The organism is Cobetia sp. 5-25-4-2 (genome assembly GCF_013374075.1).
Taxonomy (GTDB): Bacteria; Pseudomonadota; Gammaproteobacteria; order Pseudomonadales; family Halomonadaceae; genus Cobetia; species Cobetia marina.
Genome location: NZ_BLWK01000001.1, coordinates 308,242 through 329,898 on the forward strand (window position 1 = coordinate 308,242; position 21,657 = coordinate 329,898).

Sequence of the window (21,657 nt, forward strand, 5' to 3'; positions counted from 1 at the left end):
GTCACCCAAGGACTCCACATGGCTGAGAAATCCGCCACCGAGGCGGCTGCCGACAAGCTGGCGGCGCCTGCCGAAGAGATGATCAATCACTGGGTCGAGCCGCTGCGCAACTGGGTGGAGCAGACCTTCGGTCTGCCACTCTGGGGGATCAACCTCGCCCTGGTGCTGGTGGCCGTGGTCGTGCTGCATCTGAGCGAGCGCATTCTGCTCAGTCGCCTGGCCGTGCATGCCGAGAAGAGTCGCAACCTGTGGGATGACGCGCTGCTGCATGGGCTGCGCCATCCGCTGTCTCTGTGGCTCTACAGCATGGGGTCGCTGGTCGCGCTGGATATTCTTGCCCATCAGTTCGCGCCCGGCAGCCTGGAGGCCTATCTGGGCACGGTGCGCCAGATCATCACCCTGCTGGCGCTGGCCTGGGCGTTGATTCGCATGATCAAGCGCTTCGAGTCGCTGCGTACCACGCCACCGCCCGGCACCAACGTCAATGCGATGGATGCCACCACGGCCTCGGCGATCAGCAAACTGCTGCGTGCCGTCGTGATCGTGCTGGTGGGTCTGGCCATCCTGCAGAATCTCGGTGTGTCACTGTCCGGCGTGATGGCCTTCGGTGGGGTCGGCGGTATCGCGGTGGGCTTCGCCGCGCGTGATCTGCTGGCCAACTTCTTCGGTGCCCTGATGATCCATCTCGACCGCCCATTCAAGGTCGGTGACTGGATTCGCTCGCCGGACCGCGAGATCGAGGGCACCGTCGAGGACATCGGCTGGCGGCTGACGCGCATCCGCACCTTCGACATGCGTCCGCTCTACATCCCCAACGCCATCTTCACCAGCATCGCGGTGGAGAATCCGTCACGGATGTACAACCGGCGCATCTTCGAGACCATCGGCTTGCGTTATGAAGATGCCACCCGGGTCGGTGACATCATCACCGCGGTCCGCGAGATGGTGGAAGGGCATGACGAGATCGACCAGACGCGGACCCAGATCGTGAACTTCAACAGCTACGGTGAACACTCGCTGGACTTCTTCGTGTACGTCTTCACGCGCACCACCGACTGGGTGAAGTATCACGCCATCAAGCAGGATGTGCTGCTGCGCATCCATGACATCATCCGTGAGCACGATGCACGCGTGGCCCTGCCGGGGCAGCGCCTGCACTTCGCTGACGTGCTGTCCCTCGAGGGCGCTGCTCCTCAAGGCGACACGAATGCTGATCGCGAGTCGTCCTCGCGCCGACCGCAAGACGAACAGGACGGCAAGGCCGCTGAAGCCTCGCCGTCACACGCTGCGCAGAGCGGGTCCCGCCGTTCTGCTTCATCCTCCGCTGCTACATCCTCTGCCACGTCCGCCCGACGTGGAGATGAGGCCAGTGATACCCAGGAAACTCCCGATGCTGACTCCGACGCCTGACTCCCTGAGCGCCCTGCATGCCGAAATGCGAGACGTGATGGACAACGCCGACTGCCTGATTCCCCAGGCAGAGCTGGAGGTCGCACTCGATCGCATGGCCGGGGAGTTGACCCGCAGCCTTGGTGATCGCATGCCGATCTTCTACTGCGTGATGAATGGCGGCCTGATTACCGCAGGTCAGCTGTTGACCCGACTCAAGTTCCCGCTGGAAGTCGATTATCTGCACGCGACGCGTTACCGCGGTGCCATGCGCGGCGGCGAGCTGTTCTGGCGCGTCAATCCGGAACTGCCGATGGCCGGTCGTGACGTGGTCATCGTCGATGACATCCTCGATGAGGGTGGCACCCTGGCGGCCATCATCGAGTACTGCCGTGAAGCGGGTGCGCGCAGCGTGTCCAGCTGTGTGCTGGTGGACAAGAAGCACGATCGCAAGGCCTATCCGGGTTTCAAGGCCGACTTCTGTGGTCTGGATGTCGAGGACCGCTTCCTGTTCGGTTTCGGCATGGATTACAAGGGCTACTGGCGCAACGCGCCGGGCATCTACGCGCCCAAGGGGCTGTAGCGTTCCTGAAGACGAGGCGGTTTCGTCGCGCTGCCGTCCTGTCTCACCATCGCAGCCACGCCTGCATGTGATCACCACCCGCCCGGGCCACCGCGGCGGGTGGTGTCGTTTTCGGGGCCTTTTCTCGTCTCTTGGTGCAGAGCGTGACGATTATGCTTGTCGTTGTCGGTTGGCTCGGAGTAGCGTTCGCTCAGGGGCGAAGCGTTCGGCCCTTGAGAGATTCCTGCACATGGGTGGCGAGGAGACAGGGGATGCTGGCAGTCATCGGGGGGACCGGGTTCGGCCATTGGCCGGGGCTGGAGGTGCTCAAGCGGGGTGGTCAGGAAACTCCCTTGGGGGCGGCGTCCTGCGGGGTGGTGCAGGGGCGGCTCGGCGGCAGGTCGATCCTGTTTCTGGCGCGGCATGGTCAACCCCACAAGATGCCGCCGCACCGAATCAATTATCGCGCCAACCTGTGGGCGCTCAAGCAGGCCGGGGCGACTCACGTCGTTGGCGTCAACTGCGTGTCAGGTATCGACCCGACGCTTGCGCCGGGCACGCTGGTGGTCCCGGATCAGTTGATCGATTACACGACGGGGCGCGAGGGCTCGTTCTTCGATGGCCGTTTCAAGCCGTTCCAGCATGTGGCATTCGCCTGGCCGTATCACCGTGTCTGGCGCGAGGAGCTGCATTCGGCGGCGTCTGACGCGGGACTGACGATCCAGGCAGGCGGAGTGCTGGGCGTGGTGCAGGGGCCGAGACTGGAAACCGCGGCCGAGATTCGTCTGATGGCGCGCGATGGCAATACGTTGGTGGGCATGACGGGGATGCCCGAGGCCGTGCTGGCCCGGGAACTCGAGATGGAGTACGCCAGCCTGTGCCTGGTGATCAGTCACGCGGCCGGGGTCGGGGAGGAGGAGCCGACGAGGGCCGGTACGGAGTCGGTGATCGAGGCAGGCATGCCGCAGGTGCAGCGCTTGCTGGAGGCGCTGCTGGCACGCCATGCGTGAGGCGCTTGTCCCTGGGAGGTGAGGCGGTCTGACTGCCAGAAAAACGGCCTGCATCAGCGATGCAGGCCGTTTTCATGTTCTGCGCATTTTCACGTGCACAGAGGTGAATGGGGCGTCAGGCCGCCTGGGTCTTGGCGTTGAGCAGCTCAAGCAGGGATTCGCAGAAGCTGAAGCGCGCCTCGGCGTCTTCCATCTCGGTGGTGAAGCGCAGCGTGTCGGCACCTTCCAGCCTGTAGACATCGGGCTGGCGCTGGATGAGTGTCACCAGCGTCAAGGGATCGACAGGCGTCTGGGCGCCGAAGATGATGCGGCCGCGTGCGGCACCGGCTTCCAGCTTGACGATGCCCAGTGCCTGGGCGCTCTGGCGCAGCCGGGTCTGGCGGAACAGCGTCTTGACCGGCTCCGGCAACAGGCCGAAGCGGTCGATCATCTCGACCTGCAATTCCCGGAGATCGCTGGCGTTCTCGGCGTTGCTGATGCGCTTGTACATCATCAGGCGCTGCTGGACATCGTGGAGGTAGTCACCCGGAATCAGCGCCGGCAGATTGAGTCCGACTTCCACGCCCTCATCCAGCGGCGATTCGATGTTGGGCGTCTTGCCGGCCTTGATGGCCTTCACGGCGCGATCCAGCATCTCCATGTACAGCGAGTAGCCGATGGTTTCCATCTGGCCGGACTGCTCATCACCCAACAGCTCGCCCGCGCCACGGATCTCCATGTCATGGGAGGCCAGGGTGAAGCCGGCTCCCAGGTCATGCGATTCGCTGATTGCCTCCAGACGCTTGACCGCATCGCGGGTCATGGCCTTGGGGTGCGGGGTCAGCAGGTAGGCGTAGGCCTGGTGATGCGAGCGCCCGACGCGCCCACGCAGCTGGTGCAGCTGCGCGAGGCCGAACTTGTCGGCGCGTTCGATGATGATGGTGTTGGCGCTCGGGACGTCGATGCCGGTCTCGATGATGGTCGAGCAGACCAGCACGTTGAAGCGCTTGTGGTAGAAGTCCGACATGCGCCGCTCCAGGCTACGCTCCGGCAGCTGCCCGTGGGCGACACCGACGATGGCCTCCGGCACCAGTTCCGCGATGCGTGCCGCGCTTTCCTCGATGGTCTTGACCTCGTTGTGCAGCACGTAGACCTGTCCGCCGCGCAGCAGCTCACGCAGGATGGCTTCCTTGATCACGCCGTCGTTACGCTGCTGGACGAAGGTCTTCACCGACAGGCGGCGCGCCGGTGGCGTGGCGATGATGGACAGGTCGCGAATGCCGCTCATCGCCATGTTGAGCGTGCGCGGAATCGGCGTGGCGGTCAGGGTCAGGATGTCCACTTCGGCACGCAGGCTCTTGAGTCGCTCCTTCTGGGAGACCCCGAAGCGGTGCTCCTCATCGATGACCAGCAGTCCCATGTTGGGCAATTCCAGCGACTTGGAGAGCAGCTTGTGGGTGCCGATCACGATATCCGCCTGCCCCTTGCGGATGCGCTCCAGTGACGCTTCCTGGCCCTTGCCGCTGGTGAAGCGCGACAGCAGGGCGATCTCCACCGCGGTGTCGGCGAAGCGATCGCGGAAGTTGTCGTAATGCTGCTGGGCCAGCAGGGTGGTGGGTACCAGCACCACCACCTGGCGTCCGGAGTTGACGGCCAGGAAGGCGGCGCGCATCGCGACCTCGGTCTTGCCGAAGCCGACATCGCCGCACACCACGCGATCCATCGGCTGAGGAGAGCACATGTCCTGGATCACCGCGCCGATGGTCTGCGCCTGGTCCGGTGTTTCCTCGAAGGGGAAGCTGGCCGCGAAACGGGCGTAGTCCTCGGCGGGGAAGTCGCAGGCATGGCCGACACGCGCTTCGCGCCGTGCATAGACATCCAGCAGCTCGGCGGCGGTGTCGCGAATCTTCTCGGCCGCCTTGCGCTTGGCCTTCTCCCACTGCTCGGACCCCAGCTTGTGCAGCGGTGCCAGTTCATCGCTGGCGCCGGAATAGCGTGAGATCAGATGCAGGCTGTCCACCGGCACATAGAGCTTGGCGCCGTCGGCGTATTCAAGGGCGAGGAACTCGGCTTCCTGGCCGCCGGCATCGATGGTCTCGAGTCCCAGGTAGCGACCGACCCCGTGGGTGTGGTGTACCACCGGTGCGCCTTCGCGCAGCTCCGAGAGATGACGCACGGCCAGTTCGTTGTCATCGGTGGCACGCGCCTGACGACGGCTCTGGCGGACTACCTCGCCATAGAGCTCGGTCTCGGTGACGATGACCAGCCCCTTGGCGGCGTCTGCGCGCTCGGGGGAGGGCGCCTGGGAGGCCTGCTCACCCGCTACCCAGGCACCACGCGTCAGGCCCCCGACGGTCAGGCCGACCGCGGCGGGACTGTCGACGAAGTGCTGGAAGCTCGCGAAGTCCTCCAGGCTGCGTAGCCCGAAGCTGCGCAGCAGCGGAGCGAGCTGCTCCTCGACGACTTCCCGGCGACCCTGGGTCTCGGCGACGAACAGGATGCGCTGTGCGCTCTGGCCGTTGAGTCGCTGCTTGAGGAAGCTCGCCAGCGCCTGGGTGGGGTCGGCGCTGCGTGCATCGATGGCGAGGCTGGGCAGCGCCTGCTGGCCGAATTCGATGGTGTGCGCATTGGGCTCGCGCAGCAGTTCGATGCGCTCGTGCTGCTTGATCAACGCGAACAGTTCGTTGACCGGCACGAAGGCGCGATGCGGCGGCAGCAGCGGGCGCGTGGGGTCCACGCCGAGATTGGCGTAGCGCGTGGTGATGGCGTCCCAATGATGTTCGGCCGCTTCGCGAGCTCCCGGCAGCATGGCGATCCGCAGGTTGTCGCCCATGTGATCGAACAGCGTCGCGGTCTCCTCGAAGAACAGCGGCAGATACTGCTCGAGCCCCGGTGAGGGAATGCCCTTGATGGCATCGTTGTAGAGGATGCACTGGCGGGGGTCGACATCGAACAGTGTCTCGAAGCCCTCGCGGAAACAGGCGATGGCGCTGCGCGTCAGAGGATATTCGTGGGCAGGCAGGATCTCGATCGCCTCGACCTTGTCGCCGCTGCGCTGGGTGTCGGGGTCGAAGGCGCGCAGGGTGTCGATCTCGTCATCGAACAGATCGATTCGCAGCGGTTGCTCACTGCCCATCGGGAACAGGTCGATCAGCGCGCCGCGCAACGCATACTCTCCGGGCTCGTAGACGGTCTCCACCGCACGGTATCCGGCACGTGAGAGGCGTGAGCGGAAATTCTCGCGGTCGAGAGTGTCTCCCCTGGCGAGACTGAAGACCTGGCCGGCGATGTAATCCGCCGGCGCCAGGCGCTGCATCAGGGTGTTGACCGGCACCGGCACGATGGCGCGGCGGCTGGCCTGCAGGGTGCGCAGCGTGCGCAGGCGCTCCGAGACGATGTCCTGGTGGGGCGAGAAACTGTCGTAGGGCAGTGTCTCCCAGTCAGGGAATGGCAGCAGGCGCTCCGGGTGGCGGGTATAGAAGTGCAGGTCCGCCTCCAGACGCTGGGCGCTGGCGGTGTCCGGCGTGATCACCATCAGTGGCGCTTCATCGGCGTCCGCCAGGCGCGCCAGCGCCAGGGCGGCAGCGCTGCCATCCTGCAGCGTCCAGTAGGTGGTCTCACGGGGAGAGCGTGGCAACGGGGGCGTCAGCGGAGTCTCGAACATGGGCTCTGGTGTCTTATGTCCTGGGCTTGGGCGCACGGGAAGATTTACCGGCGGGAGGGGTGCTCCTCGCCAGTCACGCCAAACGGTGAAAGCCCGCGACGGCGCGAGCGATGGTGATGAAGGCGCAATGGTCGGCGCAGGGCGCTCCTCGTGGCAGCCAGCATGGAGGGGGCGTTCTGACGGCCCGCTCTGATGGTCGCAGATCCAACCCCTTGCCGTGACGGGGCTGCCGAGGCGGTGTCGTCAATGCCCTGCGCCTGATGATAGCAAGTCATTCCCTGTCATGGGGGCGAGGCGTGGCCTTTTCATCGGTGGCGAGGCCAGGAATCTCGCAAGAGCTTGTCCGGCGATCCTCCCCGGGATCCGGACGGTGCTTCAGGAAGGGCTCTTGTAGTCAAATCGTTGATTCTGTAGCACTACTACCCTCCGTGCGACCATCCTTTCATTGTGACCCCGCCCCCCGTTACGCATACTCAGCTGGCCTTGTCCGACGCTGCAAGCTCGCTTGCCGCGTTCGCCTATCGTTCGCCAGTCATAGGAATTCCTCCGTGAGCAAAGAGAATCTCGAAGCCTGTTTCAAGCAGTGGCAAGACAATGAAGCCCTCGCCGAACAGATGATCCCGCTGCTGGGTGACCTCTATCGTCGCTTCAATGTTGTGCCCTCCATCTATGGGCGTTCGCTGATCAACCGCTCCATGGTGCGTATCCTCAAGAACCACCGTTGGGTGCGCAAGGCGGAAGGGGTGGAGCTGTCCGTCGAGGACACCTTCCCGCTGGTGCGAGCCATGATCGAGCTGAATCTCGGGCCGGCCCATGTCGATATCGGCAAGCTGGCGGTGGCCTTCAAGCGCTCCGACGAGACGGACATCACTGCCTTCCTCAAACGCGAGCTTGCCGAGATCGTCGGTGGCTACGTCGAAGGCGGCATGGGCGGCGACCCGAAGGATGTCGTCCTGTATGGCTTCGGACGTATCGGCCGCCTGCTGGCGCGCATCATGATCGAGAAGGCCGGTGGCGGTAATCTGCTGCGTCTGCGCGCCATCGTGGTGCGTGGCAGCAAGGAGGATCTGGAGAAGCGGGCCAGCCTCCTGCGTCGTGATTCCGTGCATGGTCCCTTCGAGGGCAGCATCACGGTCGATCAGGAGAATTCGGCGCTGATCGTCAATGGCAACTACATCAAGATCATCTACGCGAACTCGCCGTCCGAGATCGATTACACCGCGCACGGCATCGACAATGCCATCGTGGTCGACAATACCGGCAAGTGGCGCGACGAGGCCGGCCTGGGGCAGCATCTCGAGTGCAAGGGCGTGGCCAAGGTGCTGCTCACCGCTCCGGGCAAGGGCGATCTGAAGAACATCGTCTATGGCGTCAACCACACCGACATCCGTGACGATGATCGCATCATCTCCGCGGCGTCCTGCACCACCAACGCCATCGTGCCGGTGTTGAAGGTGCTGCACGACGAATACGGCGTCAGTCAGGGGCATGTGGAGACGGTCCACTCCTATACCAACGACCAGAACCTGATCGACAACTTCCACAGCGGGGACCGTCGCGGTCGCGCGGCGGCACTCAACATGGTGCTGACCGAGACCGGTGCCGCCAAGGCCGTCGCCAAGGCGCTGCCGGAGCTTTCCGGCAAGCTGACCGGCAACGCGATCCGTGTGCCGACACCCAACGTCTCGATGGCGATTCTCAATCTGACGCTGGACACCGCAAGTGACGCCGAGCGCATGAATGACTTCCTGCGCACGGCCTCTCTGCACTCTTCACTGCAGAAGCAGATCGATTACGTCGATTCCTGTGAGGTGGTCTCTTCCGACTTCGTCGGCAACCGTCATTCCGGCATCGTCGATGGTCAGGCGACCATCGTCACCGACAAGCAGGCCGTCGTGTATGTGTGGTATGACAACGAGTTCGGTTACAGCTGCCAGGTCGTGCGTATCCTGCAGCACATGTCCAACGTGCGTTTCAGCTATTTCCCCACTCGCTGAGGCAATGGGTCGCGCCATGGCGTGATTCACGCACGGTCAGGAAAAAATGCCTGTCAATACAACGCCCCTGCCGTCCTCGATGGCAGGGGCGTTGGCGTGTTGAATGCCCTCACCACTTTAGTGTCGTATGGTCTTTCGGGGCTCGCATCTTTATAATGAGGCGGATTTTTTTGGGCCGGTCCAATCTCTGGGCTACACCTCCAACCGTCTGATAAGAAAAGCATTCACATCAACTGAAACGCGAATCTCGCGAGGTTGCCTGGCCGTATGTCGGCCTCGAGGCGTGTCATTGATGCGTGATCTTTCCTGAACAACATCAGATCCGACAATTGGGCGAGTCTATGATCGAAGTCAAACGTGGCCTGGATCTCCCCATCGCCGGGGCGCCGGAGCAGCGTATCGAGGATGCGCAGCCCGTTCGTCGCGTAGCGATCCTGGGTGTTGACTACGTCGGCATGAAGCCGACGATGGAAGTCCGTGAAGGGGACAAGGTGAAACTGGGGCAACTCCTGTTCACCGACAAGAAGACCCCGGGCGTCCGTTACACCGCGCCTGCTGCCGGGACCGTGGTCGAGATCAACCGTGGCGAGAAGCGCAAGCTTCTGTCCGTGGTCATCGAGACCGATGCGCAGGGCGAAGCGGTGGAATTCACCGCGCATGGCGAGGCGGCGCTGGCCGGTCTCGAGCGTCAGGTCGTGGTCGACCAGCTGGTCGACTCCGGTCTGTGGACGGCATTCCGTACCCGCCCGTTCTCGCGTGTACCGGCACTGGATGCCACCCCGGCAGCCATCTTCGTCACTGCCATCGATACCCACCCGCTGGCCGCAGATCCGGCCGTGGTGCTCAAGGGGCAGGAAGTTGCGTTCCGTCAGGGTCTCGTCGCATTGACGCGTCTGACCGAAGGCAAGGTGTTCCTGTGCCAGGCACCGGGCGCGGATATCCCGGGCGGCGATGTGGCCGGCGTGGTCAGCGAGTCCTTCAAGGGCCCGCACCCGGCAGGTCTGCCGGGTACGCACATCCATCATCTCGCACCGGTCAGCCTGAAGCGTCATGTCTGGCATGTCGGTTATCAGGATGTCGTTGCCATCGGTACCCTGCTGGCGGAAGGGCGTCTGGACACCACGCGTGTCATCGCCGTCGGTGGCCCGCGTGCGACCAAGCCCCGCCTGCTGCGTACCCGTCTGGGCGCGAGCACTGAAGAACTGCTCAAGGGGGAAGTCGAGCAGCCGGAAGATACCCGTGTGATCTCCGGTTCCGTGTTCTCCGGTCTGACCTGTGAAGGGGCGCTGCGTTTCGTCAGCCGCTATCACACTCAGGTGAGTCTGCTGGAAGAAGGCAACAAGCGTGCCTTCATGGGCTGGCTGTCCACCGGTGCCAATCGTCACTCGGTGCTGGGTATCTACCTGTCGAAGCTGACCGGTCTGCGTGACTATCGCCCCAACACCTCCACCAATGGCTCCGAGCGTGCCATGGTGCCGGTGGGGGCGTACGAGAAGGTCATGCCGCTGGACATTCTGCCGACGCAGCTGCTGCGCTCGCTGATCGTGGGTGATATCGAGACCGGCATGCAGCTTGGCTGCCTGGAGCTTGATGAAGAGGACCTCGCACTGTGCACCTATGTGTGCCCGGGCAAGTACGAGTACGGTCCCATCCTGCGTGACAACCTCACCACGATCGAGAAAGAGGTCTGATGATGGGTATTCGACAGACTCTGGATAACCTGGAGCCGCACTTCCACAAGGGTGGCAAGTACGAGAAGTTCTACGCGCTCTACGAAGCCGTGGACACGATTTTCTATGCGCCGGCGAGTGTCACGCGTACCACCGCGCACGTGCGTGATGGTATCGACCTGAAGCGCATCATGATCACGGTCTGGATGTGTACCTTCCCGGCCATGTTCTTCGGCATGTACAACGCCGGTCTGCAGGCCAACGAGGCCATCGCTGGCGGTTACAGTGCATTGGGCGGCTGGCGTGAAGCCATCGTCATGATGCTGGCGGGCAGCCATGATGCGGGCAGCGTGTGGGCCAACTTCATCCTGGGGGCCACCTACTTCCTGCCCATCTATCTGGTGACCTTCGCGGTCGGCGGCTTCTGGGAAGTGCTGTTCGCGATGCGTCGCGGTCACGAGGTCAACGAAGGCTTCTTCGTCACCTCCGTGCTGTTCGCGCTGACGCTGCCGGCCACCATCCCGCTGTGGCAGGTCGCGCTCGGCATCACCTTCGGTGTGGTGATCGGCAAGGAAGTCTTCGGCGGTACCGGCAAGAACTTCCTCAACCCGGCGCTGTCCGGTCGTGCCTTCCTGTACTTCGCCTATCCGGCCAGCATTTCCGGTGACGCGGTGTGGGTGCCGGCTGACGGCTATACCGGTGCGACCGCACTGTCCACCGCGGCACAGGACGGCATGAGCGCCCTGATGCAGCAGATGAGCTGGACCGATGCCTTCCTGGGCTTCATTCCGGGCTCGTTGGGTGAGGTGTCGACGCTGGCCATCTTCCTCGGCGCGGCGGTACTGCTGTGGACGCGCATCGCCTCCTGGCGAATCATGCTGGGCGTGTTGCTGGGCATGGTCGCGACCTCGGCGCTGTTCAACGCCATCGGCAGTGACACCAATGCCATGTTCGCGATGCCGTGGTACTGGCATCTGGTCATCGGCGGCTTCGCCTTCGGCATGGTCTTCATGGCCACCGATCCGGTCTCGGCTTCCATGACCGACAAGGGCAAGCTGATCTTCGGTGCACTGATCGGCGTGATGACCGTGTTGATCCGTGTCGCCAACCCGGCCTTCCCGGAGGGCATCATGCTGGCGATCCTGTTCGCCAACCTGTTCGCCCCGCTGATCGACCACTTCGTCGTGCAGGCCAACATCAAGCGCCGCGTCAAGCGCGAGGCTGCCGGCATCGCGAACGAGGAGACCGCCTGACATGGCCAGCAACAATTCCATCAAGAAGACCCTCGGCGTCGCGCTCGGGCTGTGCATCGTCTGCTCGGTGGTGGTATCCACCGCAGCGGTCGTGCTGCGTCCGATGCAGATGACCAATGCCGAGCTGGACCGCAAGAGCAACATCCTCGCGGTCGCCGAGCTGCTGCAGCCGGGCGAGGATGTCGGCCAGCAGTTCCGTGACAAGGTCACCGCCAAGGTCGTCGACCTGAACAGCGGTGAGTACGTCGACGACATCGATCCGGAAAAGTACGACCAGGCCAAGATGTCCAAGGACCCGGCCACCTCACGTACCCTGTCCGGTGATGAGGATCTGCCGGGCATCAAGCGTCGTGAGCAGTACTCGGTGGTCTATCTGGTCGGTGATGTCGAGCAGCCGGACGAGATCATCGTCCCGGTGCGTGGCAACGGCCTGTGGTCGATGATGTACGGCTACCTGGCACTCAAGGGTGACGGCAACACCGTGGTGGGTCTGTCCTTCTATCAGCAGGGGGAAACTCCGGGGCTGGGCGGCGAAGTCGACAACCCGAAGTGGAAGGCCCAGTGGGATGGCAAGAAGATCTATCCCGAAGACAGCATGGACCCGGAAGTGCACCTGAAGAAGGGCGGTGTCAATCCGTCATCTCCGGATGCCAAGTACCAGGTTGATGCCCTGTCAGGTGCTACCCTCACCAGCAACGGCGTGACCAACCTGCTGCAGTTCTGGATGGGTGAGAATGGCTTCGCCAAGTACCTGACCCAGTTCCGCGACGTCAAAGGAGCGTAATGATGGCAGCCGAAACTCCTAAAGGTGTCCTGACGACGCCGATCTTCAAGAACAACCCCATCGCGCTGCAGATCCTCGGTATCTGCTCCGCGCTGGCGGTGACCAACTCGATGAACACCGCCCTGATCATGGGGATCGCGGTGTCACTGGTGACGGCGTTCTCCAGTCTGTTCATCTCGTTGATCCGCAATCACATCCCGTCGTCCATCCGCATCATCGTGCAGATGACGATCATCGCCTCGCTGGTCATCGTGGTCGATCAGTCGCTCAAGGCCTTCGCCTTCGAGACCTCCAAGCAGCTGTCGGTCTTCGTCGGTCTGATCATCACCAACTGCATCGTGATGGGCCGCGCGGAAGCCTACGCCATGCAGAATGGCCCGGCGATGAGCTTCATCGACGGTATCGGCAACGGTCTCGGCTACACCGTGATCCTGCTGGTGGTCGGCTTCGTGCGTGAGCTGTTCGGTTCCGGCTCCCTGTTCGGCGTGACCATCCTGCAGACCGTCAACGACGGTGGCTGGTACATCCCGAATGGTCTGATGCTGCTGCCGCCGTCCGCGTTCTTCGTCATCGGTCTGTTCATCTGGGTGCTGCGCAGCGTCTATCCGGAGCAGGTCGAGAAGGCGGAGTACAAGATTACCGCCAACACCAAGATCAAGGAGGCCGTGTAACATGTTCGAACACTACCTGAGCCTGTTCATCAAGGCCGTGTTCGTCGAGAACATGGCGCTGGCCTTCTTCCTGGGCATGTGCACCTTCCTGGCGGTGTCCAAGAAGATCCAGTCCGCGATCGGCCTGGGCGTGGCCGTCATCGTCGTGCTGGCGGTGACCGTCCCGGTCAACAACCTGATCCTGAACTACCTGCTGCGTGAAGGCGCGCTGACCTGGACCGGTCTGGAAGGTGCGGAAAGCATCGACCTGTCCTTCCTGGGTTACCTGTCCTACATCGGCGTCATCGCGGCGATCGTCCAGATCCTCGAGATGTTCCTCGACAAGTTCGTGCCGGCGCTCTACAACGCGCTGGGCGTGTTCCTGCCGCTGATCACGGTCAACTGCGCGATTCTCGGTGCGGCCCTGTTCATGGTGCAGCGTGACTACAGCTTCGGCGAGTCCGTGATCTATGGCGTGGGTGCCGGCTTCGGCTGGGCACTGGCGATCGCCGCACTGGCCGGTATCCGCGAGAAGCTCAAGTACTCTGACGTGCCGGCTGGCCTGCAGGGTCTCGGCATTACCTTCATTACCGTTGGCCTGATGTCGCTGGGCTTCATGTCCTTCTCCGGCGTCCAGCTGTAACGCAACCGAGCATAAGGAAATCGAAATGGTAGATACCTCCATCATCGTGCTCGGCGTCGTCATGTTCACCGTGGTCGTGATCGGCCTGGTGCTCGTGATTCTCGCGGCACGCAGCAAGCTGGTCTCGAGCGGTGACGTCCAGATCGAGATCAATGGCGACCCCGCCAACACCCTGACCACCCAGGCCGGCGGCAAGCTGCTGCAGACCCTGGCGGCCAATGGCATCTTCCTGTCCTCCGCCTGTGGTGGCGGTGGTTCCTGTGCCCAGTGCAAGTGTCGGATCGAGGAGGGCGGCGGCTCCATCCTGCCCACCGAGGAATCCCACTTCACCATGGGTGAGAAGAAGGAAGGCTGGCGCCTGTCATGCCAGGTCCCGGTCAAGCAGGACATGAAGATCGAAGTGCCGGAAGAGATCTTCGGTGTGAAGAAGTGGGAAACCACCGTGACCGCCAACCCGAACGTCGCGACCTTCATCAAGGAGCTGAACCTGCAGCTGCCGGAAGGTGAGGAAGTCAACTTCCGCGCCGGCGGTTACGTGCAGCTGGAAGCGCCGGCCTACGACATCAAGTTCTCCGACTTCGATATCGAAGAAGAGTATCGTGGTGACTGGGAGAAGTTCGGTCTGTTCAACGTTCAGCACAAGAACGAAGAGCCGGTCATCCGCGCCTACTCCATGGCGAACTATCCGGAAGAGTACGGCATCCTGAAGTTCAACATCCGTATCGCCACTCCGCCGCCGAATTCCCAGCATCCGCCGGGGCTGATGTCCACCTATGTCTTCTCGCTGAAGCCGGGTGACAAGGTGACCGTGATGGGGCCGTTCGGTGAGTTCTTCGCCAAGGATACCGACGCCGAGATGGTCTTCATCGGTGGCGGTGCCGGCATGGCGCCGATGCGCAGCCATATCTTCGATCAGCTCAAGCGTCTGAATTCCAAGCGCAAGATGTCGTTCTGGTACGGTGCGCGCTCAATGCGCGAGTCGTTCTACAACGAGGAATACGACCAGCTGGCCGAAGAGAACGAGAACTTCGAGTGGCACCTGGCGCTGTCTGATCCGCAGCCTGAGGACAACTGGGAAGGCCCGACGGGCTTCATCCACAACGTCCTGTACGAAAACTACCTCAAGGACCACCCGGCCCCTGAGGACTGCGAGTACTACATGTGCGGGCCGCCCATGATGAACGCCGCCGTCGTCAAGATGCTGACCGACATGGGTGTGGAGCCGGAGAACATCCTGCTCGATGACTTCGGTGGTTGATCGATGATGTCACGCGTCGCAAGACGACTGGCAGGGCCGGCCCTCATGGGGCTGGCCCTGCTGGTTGCAGGCTGTGAAAATTCCAGCAACCCTGAGTTGCATCGCTTTGCCGGTCCCATCTTCGGCACCGGATTCCATGTCACGGTGGCAGGGGATCTGGATGTCGATGAGGTGGCGTCACTCAAGCAGGCGAGCGTCGAGGCGCTGGACAAGGTCGACTGGCAGATGTCGACCTACAAGGACACCTCGGAGCTCTCGAAGCTCAATCAGGCACCGCTGGATACGCCGATCACGCTGTCGGATGGCCTGGCGCAGGTGCTGGCCGAATCGCAGGATATCGGCAGGCGCTCCGAGGGTGCCTTTGACATCACCGTCGGCCCGGCCGTCAATCTGTGGGGCTTTGGCCCGGATGAGCGTCTCGACAAGGCACCGAGTGATGCACAGATCGCGCAGGCGCTCGAGAAGGTCGATCATCTGGCGCTGGAGCTCGATGGCAATACGGTGATCAAGCGCAAGCCGGTGTATGCCGACCTGTCGGGGATCGCCAAGGGCTATGGGGTGGATCGAGTCGCCGATGTGCTCGAGGCCAATGGCATCGAGAACTATCTGGTCGAGGTCGGTGGCGAGATCCGCGTCAAGGGTGAGAAGCCCGGCCACAAGCCGTGGCGTATCGCCATCGAAGCGCCGAAGTCCTTCGAGCGTTCCGTGCAGCGGATCATCGACCCTGGCAATGCTGCCGTGGCGACTTCCGGTGACTACCGCAACTATTTCGAGCAGGACGGCGTACGTTACTCACACACGATCGATCCGCGTACCGGTCGTCCCATTCAGCACTCCCTGGCATCGGTGACGGTCATCACGCCAGATTGTGCGAGTGCGGACGCCTGGGCCACGGCACTCAACGTACTTGGCGCCGAGAAGGCAATGGCCATCGCAAGACGCGAGAACATTGCCGCCTATTTCATTGTCAAAACGGATGATGGCTTCAAGCAGTCCTGGAGTCCGGCATTCGCGCCCTATCTGAAGGACGCGCCGGCGACAGGCGACACGAAGCCCGCAGGGGAATCCAGCGTCTGAGCCTGTCTGCCGTCAGGCAGACGGGGAGGACGTGATCCGCTGCCACCTGTCGTGACACGCCCCTGACCGGGCCTGCCACTCACGATGCATCGGCACCCTCCCGTCAGGGCGGGTACCGATGTGGCGGTCGAGTCGGGTCGGTCACAGTGGGCCAACATGGGGCCATGCCCCGGGAGAAATGACATGACTATCTGGTTACTGGTGTTCGCCGCCATGCTGCTGTTGATCGGCGCGATGGCTGTCGGGGTGTTGATGGGGCGCAAGCCGATCGCCGGCTCCTGCGGCGGCCTCAACAACCTCGGGCTCAAGGATGGCTGTGATATCTGTGGCGGCAAGGATGACGAGTGCGAGAAGGAGCAGGAGCGCCAGCGTCTGATGGCCGAGAGCGGCGGCAAGCCGGCCAGTGATCTGGCCTACGAAGCCCCGCGTCGCTGATTTCTGCTCTGATGACTCAGAGCCCGCCGGCCGCAAGGCCAGCCGCCGGCCCTGGCATGCCATTCTCTCCCTGAGCAGAGTGTGGCGTGTCAGGGCCGGACTACGAACAACCAAGGAGCAAAGCGAGTCTCATGGCAGTCTACAACTACGATGTGGTCGTGATCGGTACCGGTCCGGCAGGGGAGAGCGCTGCGGTCAATGCGGCCAAGCATGGCAAGCGAGTGGCCGTGATCGAGGCCCAGTCCTCCGTGGGCGGCAACTGCACCCACAAGGGCACCATCCCCTCCAAGGCCCTGCGTCACGCGGTCAAGCAGATCATCGAGTTCAACACCAATCGCATGTTCCGCGACATCGGTGAGCCGCGCTGGTTCTCCTTCCCCAAGGTGCTGGAACGTTCGCGTCGTACCATCGAGCAGCAGGTCGAGATGCGCACGCGCTTCTATGCTCGCAATCGCATCGACGTGTTCTTCGGTACCGCGCGCTTCAAGGACGAGCACACCGTGCTGGTGCGTGATGCCCATGAAGGGACCGAGGAGCTGCACGCGGAGAAGGTCGTGATCGCCACCGGGTCGCGCCCCTACCGCCCGGCAGACGTCAATTTCCGCCACCCGCGTATCTATTGCTCCGATACCATCCTGGGTCTGTCGCACACGCCGCGCACGTTGATCATCTACGGTGCCGGTGTCATCGGGTCCGAGTACGCTTCCATCTTCTCGGGGCTGGGCGTCAAGGTGGACCTGATCGATACCCGTGATCGTCTGTTGTCATTCCTGGACAACGAGATTTCCGACGCGCTGTCCTACCACCTGCGCAACAACGGCGTGCTGGTGCGCCACAATGAGGAATACGAGCGCATCGAGGGCGATGAGTCCGGTGTGGTCGTGCACCTCAAGTCCGGCAAGAAGCTGCGTGCGGACGCCTTCCTGTGGGCCAATGGGCGCACCGGCAACACCGACAGCCTCGGCCTCGAGAACATCGGTCTGCAGGCCAATGGCCGTGGTCAGCTGACGGTCGATGATCAGTACCGCACCGAGCTGGACCACGTCTATGCCGTGGGCGATGTCATCGGCTGGCCGAGCCTGGCCTCTGCTGCCTATGATCAGGGCCGCTTCGCCTCGGCCAATCTGCTGGGCGAGGAGTTCAAGTTCGTCAATGAGGTGCCGACCGGCATCTACACCATCCCCGAGATCAGCTCGGTGGGGCGTGGCGAGAGCGAACTGACCGAAGCGCGCATTCCCTACGAAGTGGGGCAGGCCTTCTTCAAGGACACCGCACGCGCCCAGATCACCGGCGACACCGTTGGCATGCTCAAGATCCTGTTCCATCGCGACACGCTGGAAATCCTCGGCATCCACTGCTTCGGTGATCAGGCATCCGAGATCGTGCACATCGGCCAGGCCATCATGCAGCAGCAAGGTGAGGCGAATACGCTCAAGTACTTCGTCAACACCACCTTCAACTACCCGACCATGGCGGAAGCCTATCGGGTCGCTGCCATGAACGGGCTGAATCGTCTGTTCTGATTACGCTGCGCTTGAAAGCGGTTCACAAGGCCTCGACATCTCTGGTGTCGAGGCCTTGTCGTATCCGGGGCTCTCGCAGGGACCTTTCCATTGACGAACCTTGAGGGCAATGACGCATGCAGCAGCATGATTGCGGGGAAAGCGGCACGCAGGAAAACAGCTCGCAGACAAGCGACACTCGGCAGACAAGCAATCATTCACGCAGGGCGCTGCAGGATGATCCGACCACGGACCTGACCCTGAGGCTGGGGCATGAGGAGCTGGTCATCCACCGCCGTTACGAGCTGGCCAGCATCATCAACGAGCTGGTGCTGGGCCTGTTGTTCACCATCGGCAGCGTGTGCTTCTTCTGGGATGAGTGGATGACGCTGGGGATCTGGCTGTTCGTGATCGGCTCGCTGCAGCTGACGCTCAAGCCGTTGATCCGCCTGGCGCGCCGCATGCACCTCAAGCGCCTGCCGGAATCAGGGCTGGATCTCTAGCAGGCGACTTCACAGTCTCTCTGTCTCACTGGCTCTCCGGCTCTAGAGATCAGCGATAGCGATGCACGCGCAGGCTCTTGAGAAAGGGCGTGTCCTCGATGCGCACATCTCCGCGTCTGGCGCGTGTGCGCTGTGCGGGCGGGGTCGGTGAGGGTTGGTTGAGCGCCGGAAGGCGCAGGTCATCGTGGGGCAGGAACAGCGGTAGCGAGACGTTCATCGCGCGGCGAGTGCGCAGCTCGCCATCCTCGCGCAAGACCGGCTCACGATAGAAGAGATTGGCGCGCATCAGCGGCGCCTGAGGCTGGATGCGTGCCAGTATCTCGTCAGAGGGCAGGCCCGCCAGCAGTCTGAGCTGCAGGCGCACGTGATCGGCCTCGGTATCCAGTTTCATCAGCATCGCCTCGCACTCCGGCACACTGACGCGCTGAATGGAGCGTCCGGAGCTGTACCAGGCGAAACGCACTCGCGCCACCGCTGCTTCCGCGACCGGTACGCGCCGCCAGCATTGCTTCAGATGCAGACGAGCGAGGCCATCGCCCTTCAGGTGCTGGTTGAGGCCAGGGTGGCGGAAGGGCAGGATGGCCTTGAGCTCCGCGAGTTGATCGGGATACGCCTCACGCAGTTCGGCAAACAGTCCCGCCAGATGCTCCTTGGCCAGATTGAGGGTGCAGACTGCCTGGATCACCTGCGGGCCTGCCGCCACCACGCCCAGATAGGGGCGGGTGACACGCCCATCCTGCCCATCCTGATACCACACATCCTGCAGCGCGAGCCGTAGCCAATCGAGATCGGCATGGCCGCCATCCAGCCGCCACAGCGGCGAATTCTCCTCCGCGACGGCAGTGATGACCTGTTCGGCTGCGCTGATCTGTTCATCGAAGGCCGCCTCTATTCTGGCCATCAGCTGATATTCGGGCATGGTCCGCGTCCTGGTTGGCGCTTGAGGGATACACTCTTTTTATCGCGTTATCCTGTTTAGCGCAGCCTGGCGGGAAAGACAAGCGTGCGGATACGACACGAGGCGCCCCGCAGGGCGCCTCGTGGCATGGCTGGCATCTCCCGGGCGGGAAGCGTCGTCAAGAAACACGCGGCTTCCTCAGGAGCTGATCGCGACCTTGCGTCTAGCGATCGCGATAGCGTTCGGTGAGATCGCCATAGGCATCGATGCGGCGGTCACGCAGATAGGGCCAGATGCGGCGCACGTCCTCGCCACGCGCCAGATCCACCTCGACCAGCAACTCCTCGGGCTCGGTGCCGCCATGCGCCAGCAGCTCGCCCTGGGGTCCGCACACGAAGCTGCCCCCCCAGAACTGGATGCCTTCGCTGGCAGGCGTCGGGTCCGCTTCATGGCCGACCCGATTGGCGACGATCACCGGCACGCCATTGGCGACGCCGTGGCTGCGCTGGATCAGGGTCCAGGCATCCTTCTGGCGCGTCTGCTCGGCCGCATCATCGCGCGGGTCCCAGCCGATGGCGGTGGGATAGAGCAGCATCTCGGCACCGGCCAGTGCCATCAGCCGCGCGCCTTCCGGGTACCACTGATCCCAGCAGACCTGCACGCCCAGGCGGCCCACCGAGGTATCGATGGGCTCGAAACCGCGGCGCGGCGACTGAGCGCTGGGCGCATCACCCGGCGTGAAGTAGAACTTCTCGTAGAAGCCGGGATCATCCGGGATGTGCATCTTGCGGAAGGTGCCGACCAGGCCATCGGCCTTGTCGAGCACCACGGCGGTATTGTGATATACGCCCGCCGCGCGGCGCTCGAAGATGGAGCCGACGATGACCAGACCGAGTTCAGCGGCCAGACTGGCCAGGCGCTGGGTGGTCGGGCCTTCGAGGGGTTCGGCGAGATCGAAGATCGCGGTGTCTTCCGTCTGGCAGAAATAGTGGCTGGCATGCAGCTCCTGCAGCATCACCAGCTCAGCACCGCCGGCTGCCAGGCGGCGGATGGCCGCCTCGCTGGCCGCCAGGCTCGTATCCTTGTCGGGCCAGCCCTGCTGCTGGACGACACCGACCTTGAGTGTACGGCGGGAAGTGGTCATCACAGTGCTCCTTGAGTGAGGTTCGAGGTGGCCAGGGTGCCCTTGGGCAGTTGCATGGTCATGCAGTGCAGACTGCCATGCTGGCGAATCACGGCGCGGCAGTCGACCGGGATGATGTCACGTCCCGGGAAGGCGCCCGCCAGGGCCTTGAGCGCGATCATGTCGTGACGATCGGCATAGGTCGGCACCAGCACCGCGCCGTTGATGATCAGGAAGTTGGCATAGGTCGCCGGCAGGCGATGGCCGTCTTCGGGATCGAAGCAGGCCTCTGGCCATGGCAGCGGTACCAGGAAGTACGGATCGCCATTGGCATCCAGCATGCCTTCCAGCTCGGCTTCCATCGCCTTGAGCGCCGGGTAGTGCGGGTCGTCGCGATCATCGCAACGCACGTAGGCGATGGTACGCGGGTCGCAGAAGCGCGCCAGGGTGTCGACATGACTGTCAGTGTCATCGCCTTCCAGATGGCCATTGGCCAGCCACAGGATGCGTGAGACACCGAAATCAGCCGTGAGCTGTGCCTCGACCTGCTCGCGGCTCAGCCCGGCATTGCGATTGTCGTTGAGCAGGCAGGCCTCGGTGGTCAACAGCGTCCCCAGGCCATCCGTCTCGATGCCGCCGCCTTCCAGAATGAAATCGCGACTTTCCACCGGGCTTGCATAGACCCCTTGAGCGGCCAGCGCTCGGGTCAGGGCGTTGTCACGGGCGGCTTCGAACTTGCCGCCCCAGCCGGTGAAGGTGTAGTCGAGCAGTACCGGCTGGCCATCACGTTCGACGGTGATGGGGCCGTGGTCACGCGTCCAGGTGTCATCCAGCGGCGCCACATGCAGATGCAGACGCTCGGCCGGCACGCCGAAACCGGCGAAGCGTGACGTGAGGCGCTCGCGGGTGGCCTCGTCACTGACGCTGATCAGCACGTGCTGATACCGGCTGATGGCGATCACCATGGCCTCGCAGGTGGCTTCGATGCTCTCGAGCATCTCGTTCCAGTCGCTGTGGGGGCTGGGCCAGCTGAGCTGGATGGCATCCTGCGGGTGCCATTCGGCAAGCAGACGGGTGGCCATGGGCATCTCCCTGATGAAGAAGTGACGGTAATGCCGCGATACCGCGGACTCGGCGCGCGATGATAGCAGAGCCATGCGTCGACGCTAGCCCCTGCGTGCGTCATATGGCCAGACACTCGAGACTGGCGGTTCATGCTGTTCTCATGCGAGGGCTGGCAAACTGGGCGCGATTGTGGCC

18 protein-coding genes are annotated in these 21,657 nt (G+C 63.1%); 14 read left to right on the plus strand and 4 right to left on the minus strand.

Features of this window, described 5'->3' with window-relative positions:
* Window positions 1-18: 18 nt before the first annotated feature.
* From HXS65_RS01380 to HXS65_RS01390, 3 genes are all read left to right on the plus strand, one after another.
* Entirely contained in the window at window positions 19-1,410 is a 1,392-nt protein-coding gene (locus tag HXS65_RS01380; RefSeq protein WP_240499577.1) for a mechanosensitive ion channel family protein, read from the plus strand.
* A complete protein-coding gene (locus HXS65_RS01385; RefSeq protein WP_077371987.1) occupies window positions 1,391-1,972 on the plus strand; it encodes a hypoxanthine-guanine phosphoribosyltransferase in 582 nt (193 codons plus the stop codon). The genes HXS65_RS01380 and HXS65_RS01385 overlap by 20 nt, the downstream gene beginning before the upstream one ends.
* Before the next feature lie 251 nt (window positions 1,973-2,223).
* On the plus strand, window positions 2,224-2,961 hold the full coding sequence (locus tag HXS65_RS01390) for an S-methyl-5'-thioinosine phosphorylase (protein WP_176492932.1): 738 nt from the start codon (window positions 2,224-2,226) through the stop codon (window positions 2,959-2,961).
* Window positions 2,962-3,076: 115 nt separating this feature from the next.
* On the opposite strand, the gene mfd is transcribed toward HXS65_RS01390, so the two are convergent.
* A complete protein-coding gene (gene mfd / locus HXS65_RS01395; RefSeq protein WP_176492933.1) occupies window positions 3,077-6,604 on the minus strand; it encodes a transcription-repair coupling factor in 3,528 nt (1,175 codons plus the stop codon).
* A 548-nt stretch (window positions 6,605-7,152) separates the two neighbouring features.
* On the opposite strand from mfd, the gene HXS65_RS01400 reads away from it, so the two are divergent.
* The 11 genes from HXS65_RS01400 to HXS65_RS01450 all read left to right on the plus strand — a co-directional run bounded on the left by HXS65_RS01400 (window position 7,153) and on the right by HXS65_RS01450 (window position 18,376).
* Window positions 7,153-8,601, plus strand: coding sequence for a glyceraldehyde-3-phosphate dehydrogenase (locus tag HXS65_RS01400; protein ID WP_077371996.1), 1,449 nt, complete (start codon window positions 7,153-7,155; stop codon window positions 8,599-8,601).
* Window positions 8,602-8,942: 341 nt separating this feature from the next.
* Window positions 8,943-10,292 carry a Na(+)-translocating NADH-quinone reductase subunit A gene (locus tag HXS65_RS01405; RefSeq protein WP_084209148.1) on the plus strand — a complete coding sequence of 450 codons (1,350 nt, stop codon included), beginning with the start codon at window positions 8,943-8,945 and terminating at the stop codon, window positions 10,290-10,292.
* Window positions 10,292-11,524, plus strand: coding sequence for an NADH:ubiquinone reductase (Na(+)-transporting) subunit B (locus HXS65_RS01410; RefSeq protein WP_077372002.1), 1,233 nt, complete (start codon window positions 10,292-10,294; stop codon window positions 11,522-11,524). Before HXS65_RS01405 ends, HXS65_RS01410 begins: the two co-directional genes overlap by 1 nt.
* Before the next feature lies 1 nt (window position 11,525).
* Window positions 11,526-12,308: a Na(+)-translocating NADH-quinone reductase subunit C gene (locus tag HXS65_RS01415; protein ID WP_077372005.1), complete on the plus strand. Its 783-nt coding sequence runs from the start codon at window positions 11,526-11,528 to the stop codon at window positions 12,306-12,308.
* A 2-nt stretch (window positions 12,309-12,310) separates the two neighbouring features.
* Window positions 12,311-12,979, plus strand: a complete 669-nt coding sequence (locus HXS65_RS01420; RefSeq protein ID WP_077372008.1) for an NADH:ubiquinone reductase (Na(+)-transporting) subunit D — start codon at window positions 12,311-12,313, stop codon at window positions 12,977-12,979.
* A gap of 1 nt (window position 12,980) precedes the next feature.
* Window positions 12,981-13,601 carry an NADH:ubiquinone reductase (Na(+)-transporting) subunit E gene (gene nqrE / locus HXS65_RS01425; protein WP_077372011.1) on the plus strand — a complete coding sequence of 207 codons (621 nt, stop codon included), beginning with the start codon at window positions 12,981-12,983 and terminating at the stop codon, window positions 13,599-13,601.
* Window positions 13,602-13,626: 25 nt separating this feature from the next.
* Entirely contained in the window at window positions 13,627-14,859 is a 1,233-nt protein-coding gene (nqrF, locus tag HXS65_RS01430) for an NADH:ubiquinone reductase (Na(+)-transporting) subunit F (protein WP_077372013.1), read from the plus strand.
* A gap of 3 nt (window positions 14,860-14,862) precedes the next feature.
* Window positions 14,863-15,936, plus strand: coding sequence for an FAD:protein FMN transferase (locus tag HXS65_RS01435; RefSeq protein ID WP_240499576.1), 1,074 nt, complete (start codon window positions 14,863-14,865; stop codon window positions 15,934-15,936).
* Window positions 15,937-16,119: 183 nt separating this feature from the next.
* Entirely contained in the window at window positions 16,120-16,371 is a 252-nt protein-coding gene (gene nqrM, locus HXS65_RS01440; protein ID WP_077372016.1) for a (Na+)-NQR maturation NqrM, read from the plus strand.
* Window positions 16,372-16,502: 131 nt separating this feature from the next.
* Window positions 16,503-17,894 carry a Si-specific NAD(P)(+) transhydrogenase gene (gene sthA, locus HXS65_RS01445; protein ID WP_077372019.1) on the plus strand — a complete coding sequence of 464 codons (1,392 nt, stop codon included), beginning with the start codon at window positions 16,503-16,505 and terminating at the stop codon, window positions 17,892-17,894.
* 116 nt (window positions 17,895-18,010) lie between these two features.
* A complete protein-coding gene (locus HXS65_RS01450; RefSeq protein WP_084209146.1) occupies window positions 18,011-18,376 on the plus strand; it encodes a YrhK family protein in 366 nt (121 codons plus the stop codon).
* Between the two features lie 49 nt (window positions 18,377-18,425).
* Here the strand turns inward: HXS65_RS01450 and HXS65_RS01455 are convergent, their stop codons facing one another.
* The 3 genes from HXS65_RS01455 to HXS65_RS01465 all read right to left on the minus strand — a co-directional run bounded on the left by HXS65_RS01455 (window position 18,426) and on the right by HXS65_RS01465 (window position 21,479).
* On the minus strand, window positions 18,426-19,295 hold the full coding sequence (locus HXS65_RS01455; RefSeq protein WP_176492934.1) for a DNA replication terminus site-binding protein: 870 nt from the start codon (window positions 19,293-19,295) through the stop codon (window positions 18,426-18,428).
* Window positions 19,296-19,497: 202 nt separating this feature from the next.
* Entirely contained in the window at window positions 19,498-20,418 is a 921-nt protein-coding gene (locus HXS65_RS01460; RefSeq protein ID WP_176492935.1) for a carbon-nitrogen hydrolase, read from the minus strand.
* Entirely contained in the window at window positions 20,418-21,479 is a 1,062-nt protein-coding gene (locus HXS65_RS01465; protein WP_176492936.1) for an agmatine/peptidylarginine deiminase, read from the minus strand. Before HXS65_RS01465 ends, HXS65_RS01460 begins: the two co-directional genes overlap by 1 nt.
* Between the last annotated feature and the right edge of the window lie 178 nt (window positions 21,480-21,657).

What these genes read in the sequence shown, in the direction of transcription:
- mfd (WP_176492933.1), bottom strand. Translation starts at nt 6,604, where the DNA reads ATGTTCGAGACTCCGCTGACGCCCCCGTTGCCACGCTCTCCCCGTGAG.
- HXS65_RS01455 (WP_176492934.1), bottom strand. Translation starts at nt 19,295, where the DNA reads ATGCCCGAATATCAGCTGATGGCCAGAATAGAGGCGGCCTTCGATGAA.
- HXS65_RS01420 (WP_077372008.1), top strand. Translation starts at nt 12,311, where the DNA reads ATGGCAGCCGAAACTCCTAAAGGTGTCCTGACGACGCCGATCTTCAAG.
- HXS65_RS01415 (WP_077372005.1), top strand. Translation starts at nt 11,526, where the DNA reads ATGGCCAGCAACAATTCCATCAAGAAGACCCTCGGCGTCGCGCTCGGG.
- nqrM (WP_077372016.1), top strand. Translation starts at nt 16,120, where the DNA reads ATGACTATCTGGTTACTGGTGTTCGCCGCCATGCTGCTGTTGATCGGC.
- HXS65_RS01390 (WP_176492932.1), top strand. Translation starts at nt 2,224, where the DNA reads ATGCTGGCAGTCATCGGGGGGACCGGGTTCGGCCATTGGCCGGGGCTG.
- HXS65_RS01450 (WP_084209146.1), top strand. Translation starts at nt 18,011, where the DNA reads ATGCAGCAGCATGATTGCGGGGAAAGCGGCACGCAGGAAAACAGCTCG.
- HXS65_RS01410 (WP_077372002.1), top strand. Translation starts at nt 10,292, where the DNA reads ATGATGGGTATTCGACAGACTCTGGATAACCTGGAGCCGCACTTCCAC.
- HXS65_RS01435 (WP_240499576.1), top strand. Translation starts at nt 14,863, where the DNA reads ATGATGTCACGCGTCGCAAGACGACTGGCAGGGCCGGCCCTCATGGGG.
- HXS65_RS01460 (WP_176492935.1), bottom strand. Translation starts at nt 20,418, where the DNA reads ATGACCACTTCCCGCCGTACACTCAAGGTCGGTGTCGTCCAGCAGCAG.
- sthA (WP_077372019.1), top strand. Translation starts at nt 16,503, where the DNA reads ATGGCAGTCTACAACTACGATGTGGTCGTGATCGGTACCGGTCCGGCA.
- nqrE (WP_077372011.1), top strand. Translation starts at nt 12,981, where the DNA reads ATGTTCGAACACTACCTGAGCCTGTTCATCAAGGCCGTGTTCGTCGAG.
- nqrF (WP_077372013.1), top strand. Translation starts at nt 13,627, where the DNA reads ATGGTAGATACCTCCATCATCGTGCTCGGCGTCGTCATGTTCACCGTG.
- HXS65_RS01465 (WP_176492936.1), bottom strand. Translation starts at nt 21,479, where the DNA reads ATGGCCACCCGTCTGCTTGCCGAATGGCACCCGCAGGATGCCATCCAG.
- HXS65_RS01405 (WP_084209148.1), top strand. Translation starts at nt 8,943, where the DNA reads ATGATCGAAGTCAAACGTGGCCTGGATCTCCCCATCGCCGGGGCGCCG.
- HXS65_RS01380 (WP_240499577.1), top strand. Translation starts at nt 19, where the DNA reads ATGGCTGAGAAATCCGCCACCGAGGCGGCTGCCGACAAGCTGGCGGCG.
- HXS65_RS01385 (WP_077371987.1), top strand. Translation starts at nt 1,391, where the DNA reads ATGCTGACTCCGACGCCTGACTCCCTGAGCGCCCTGCATGCCGAAATG.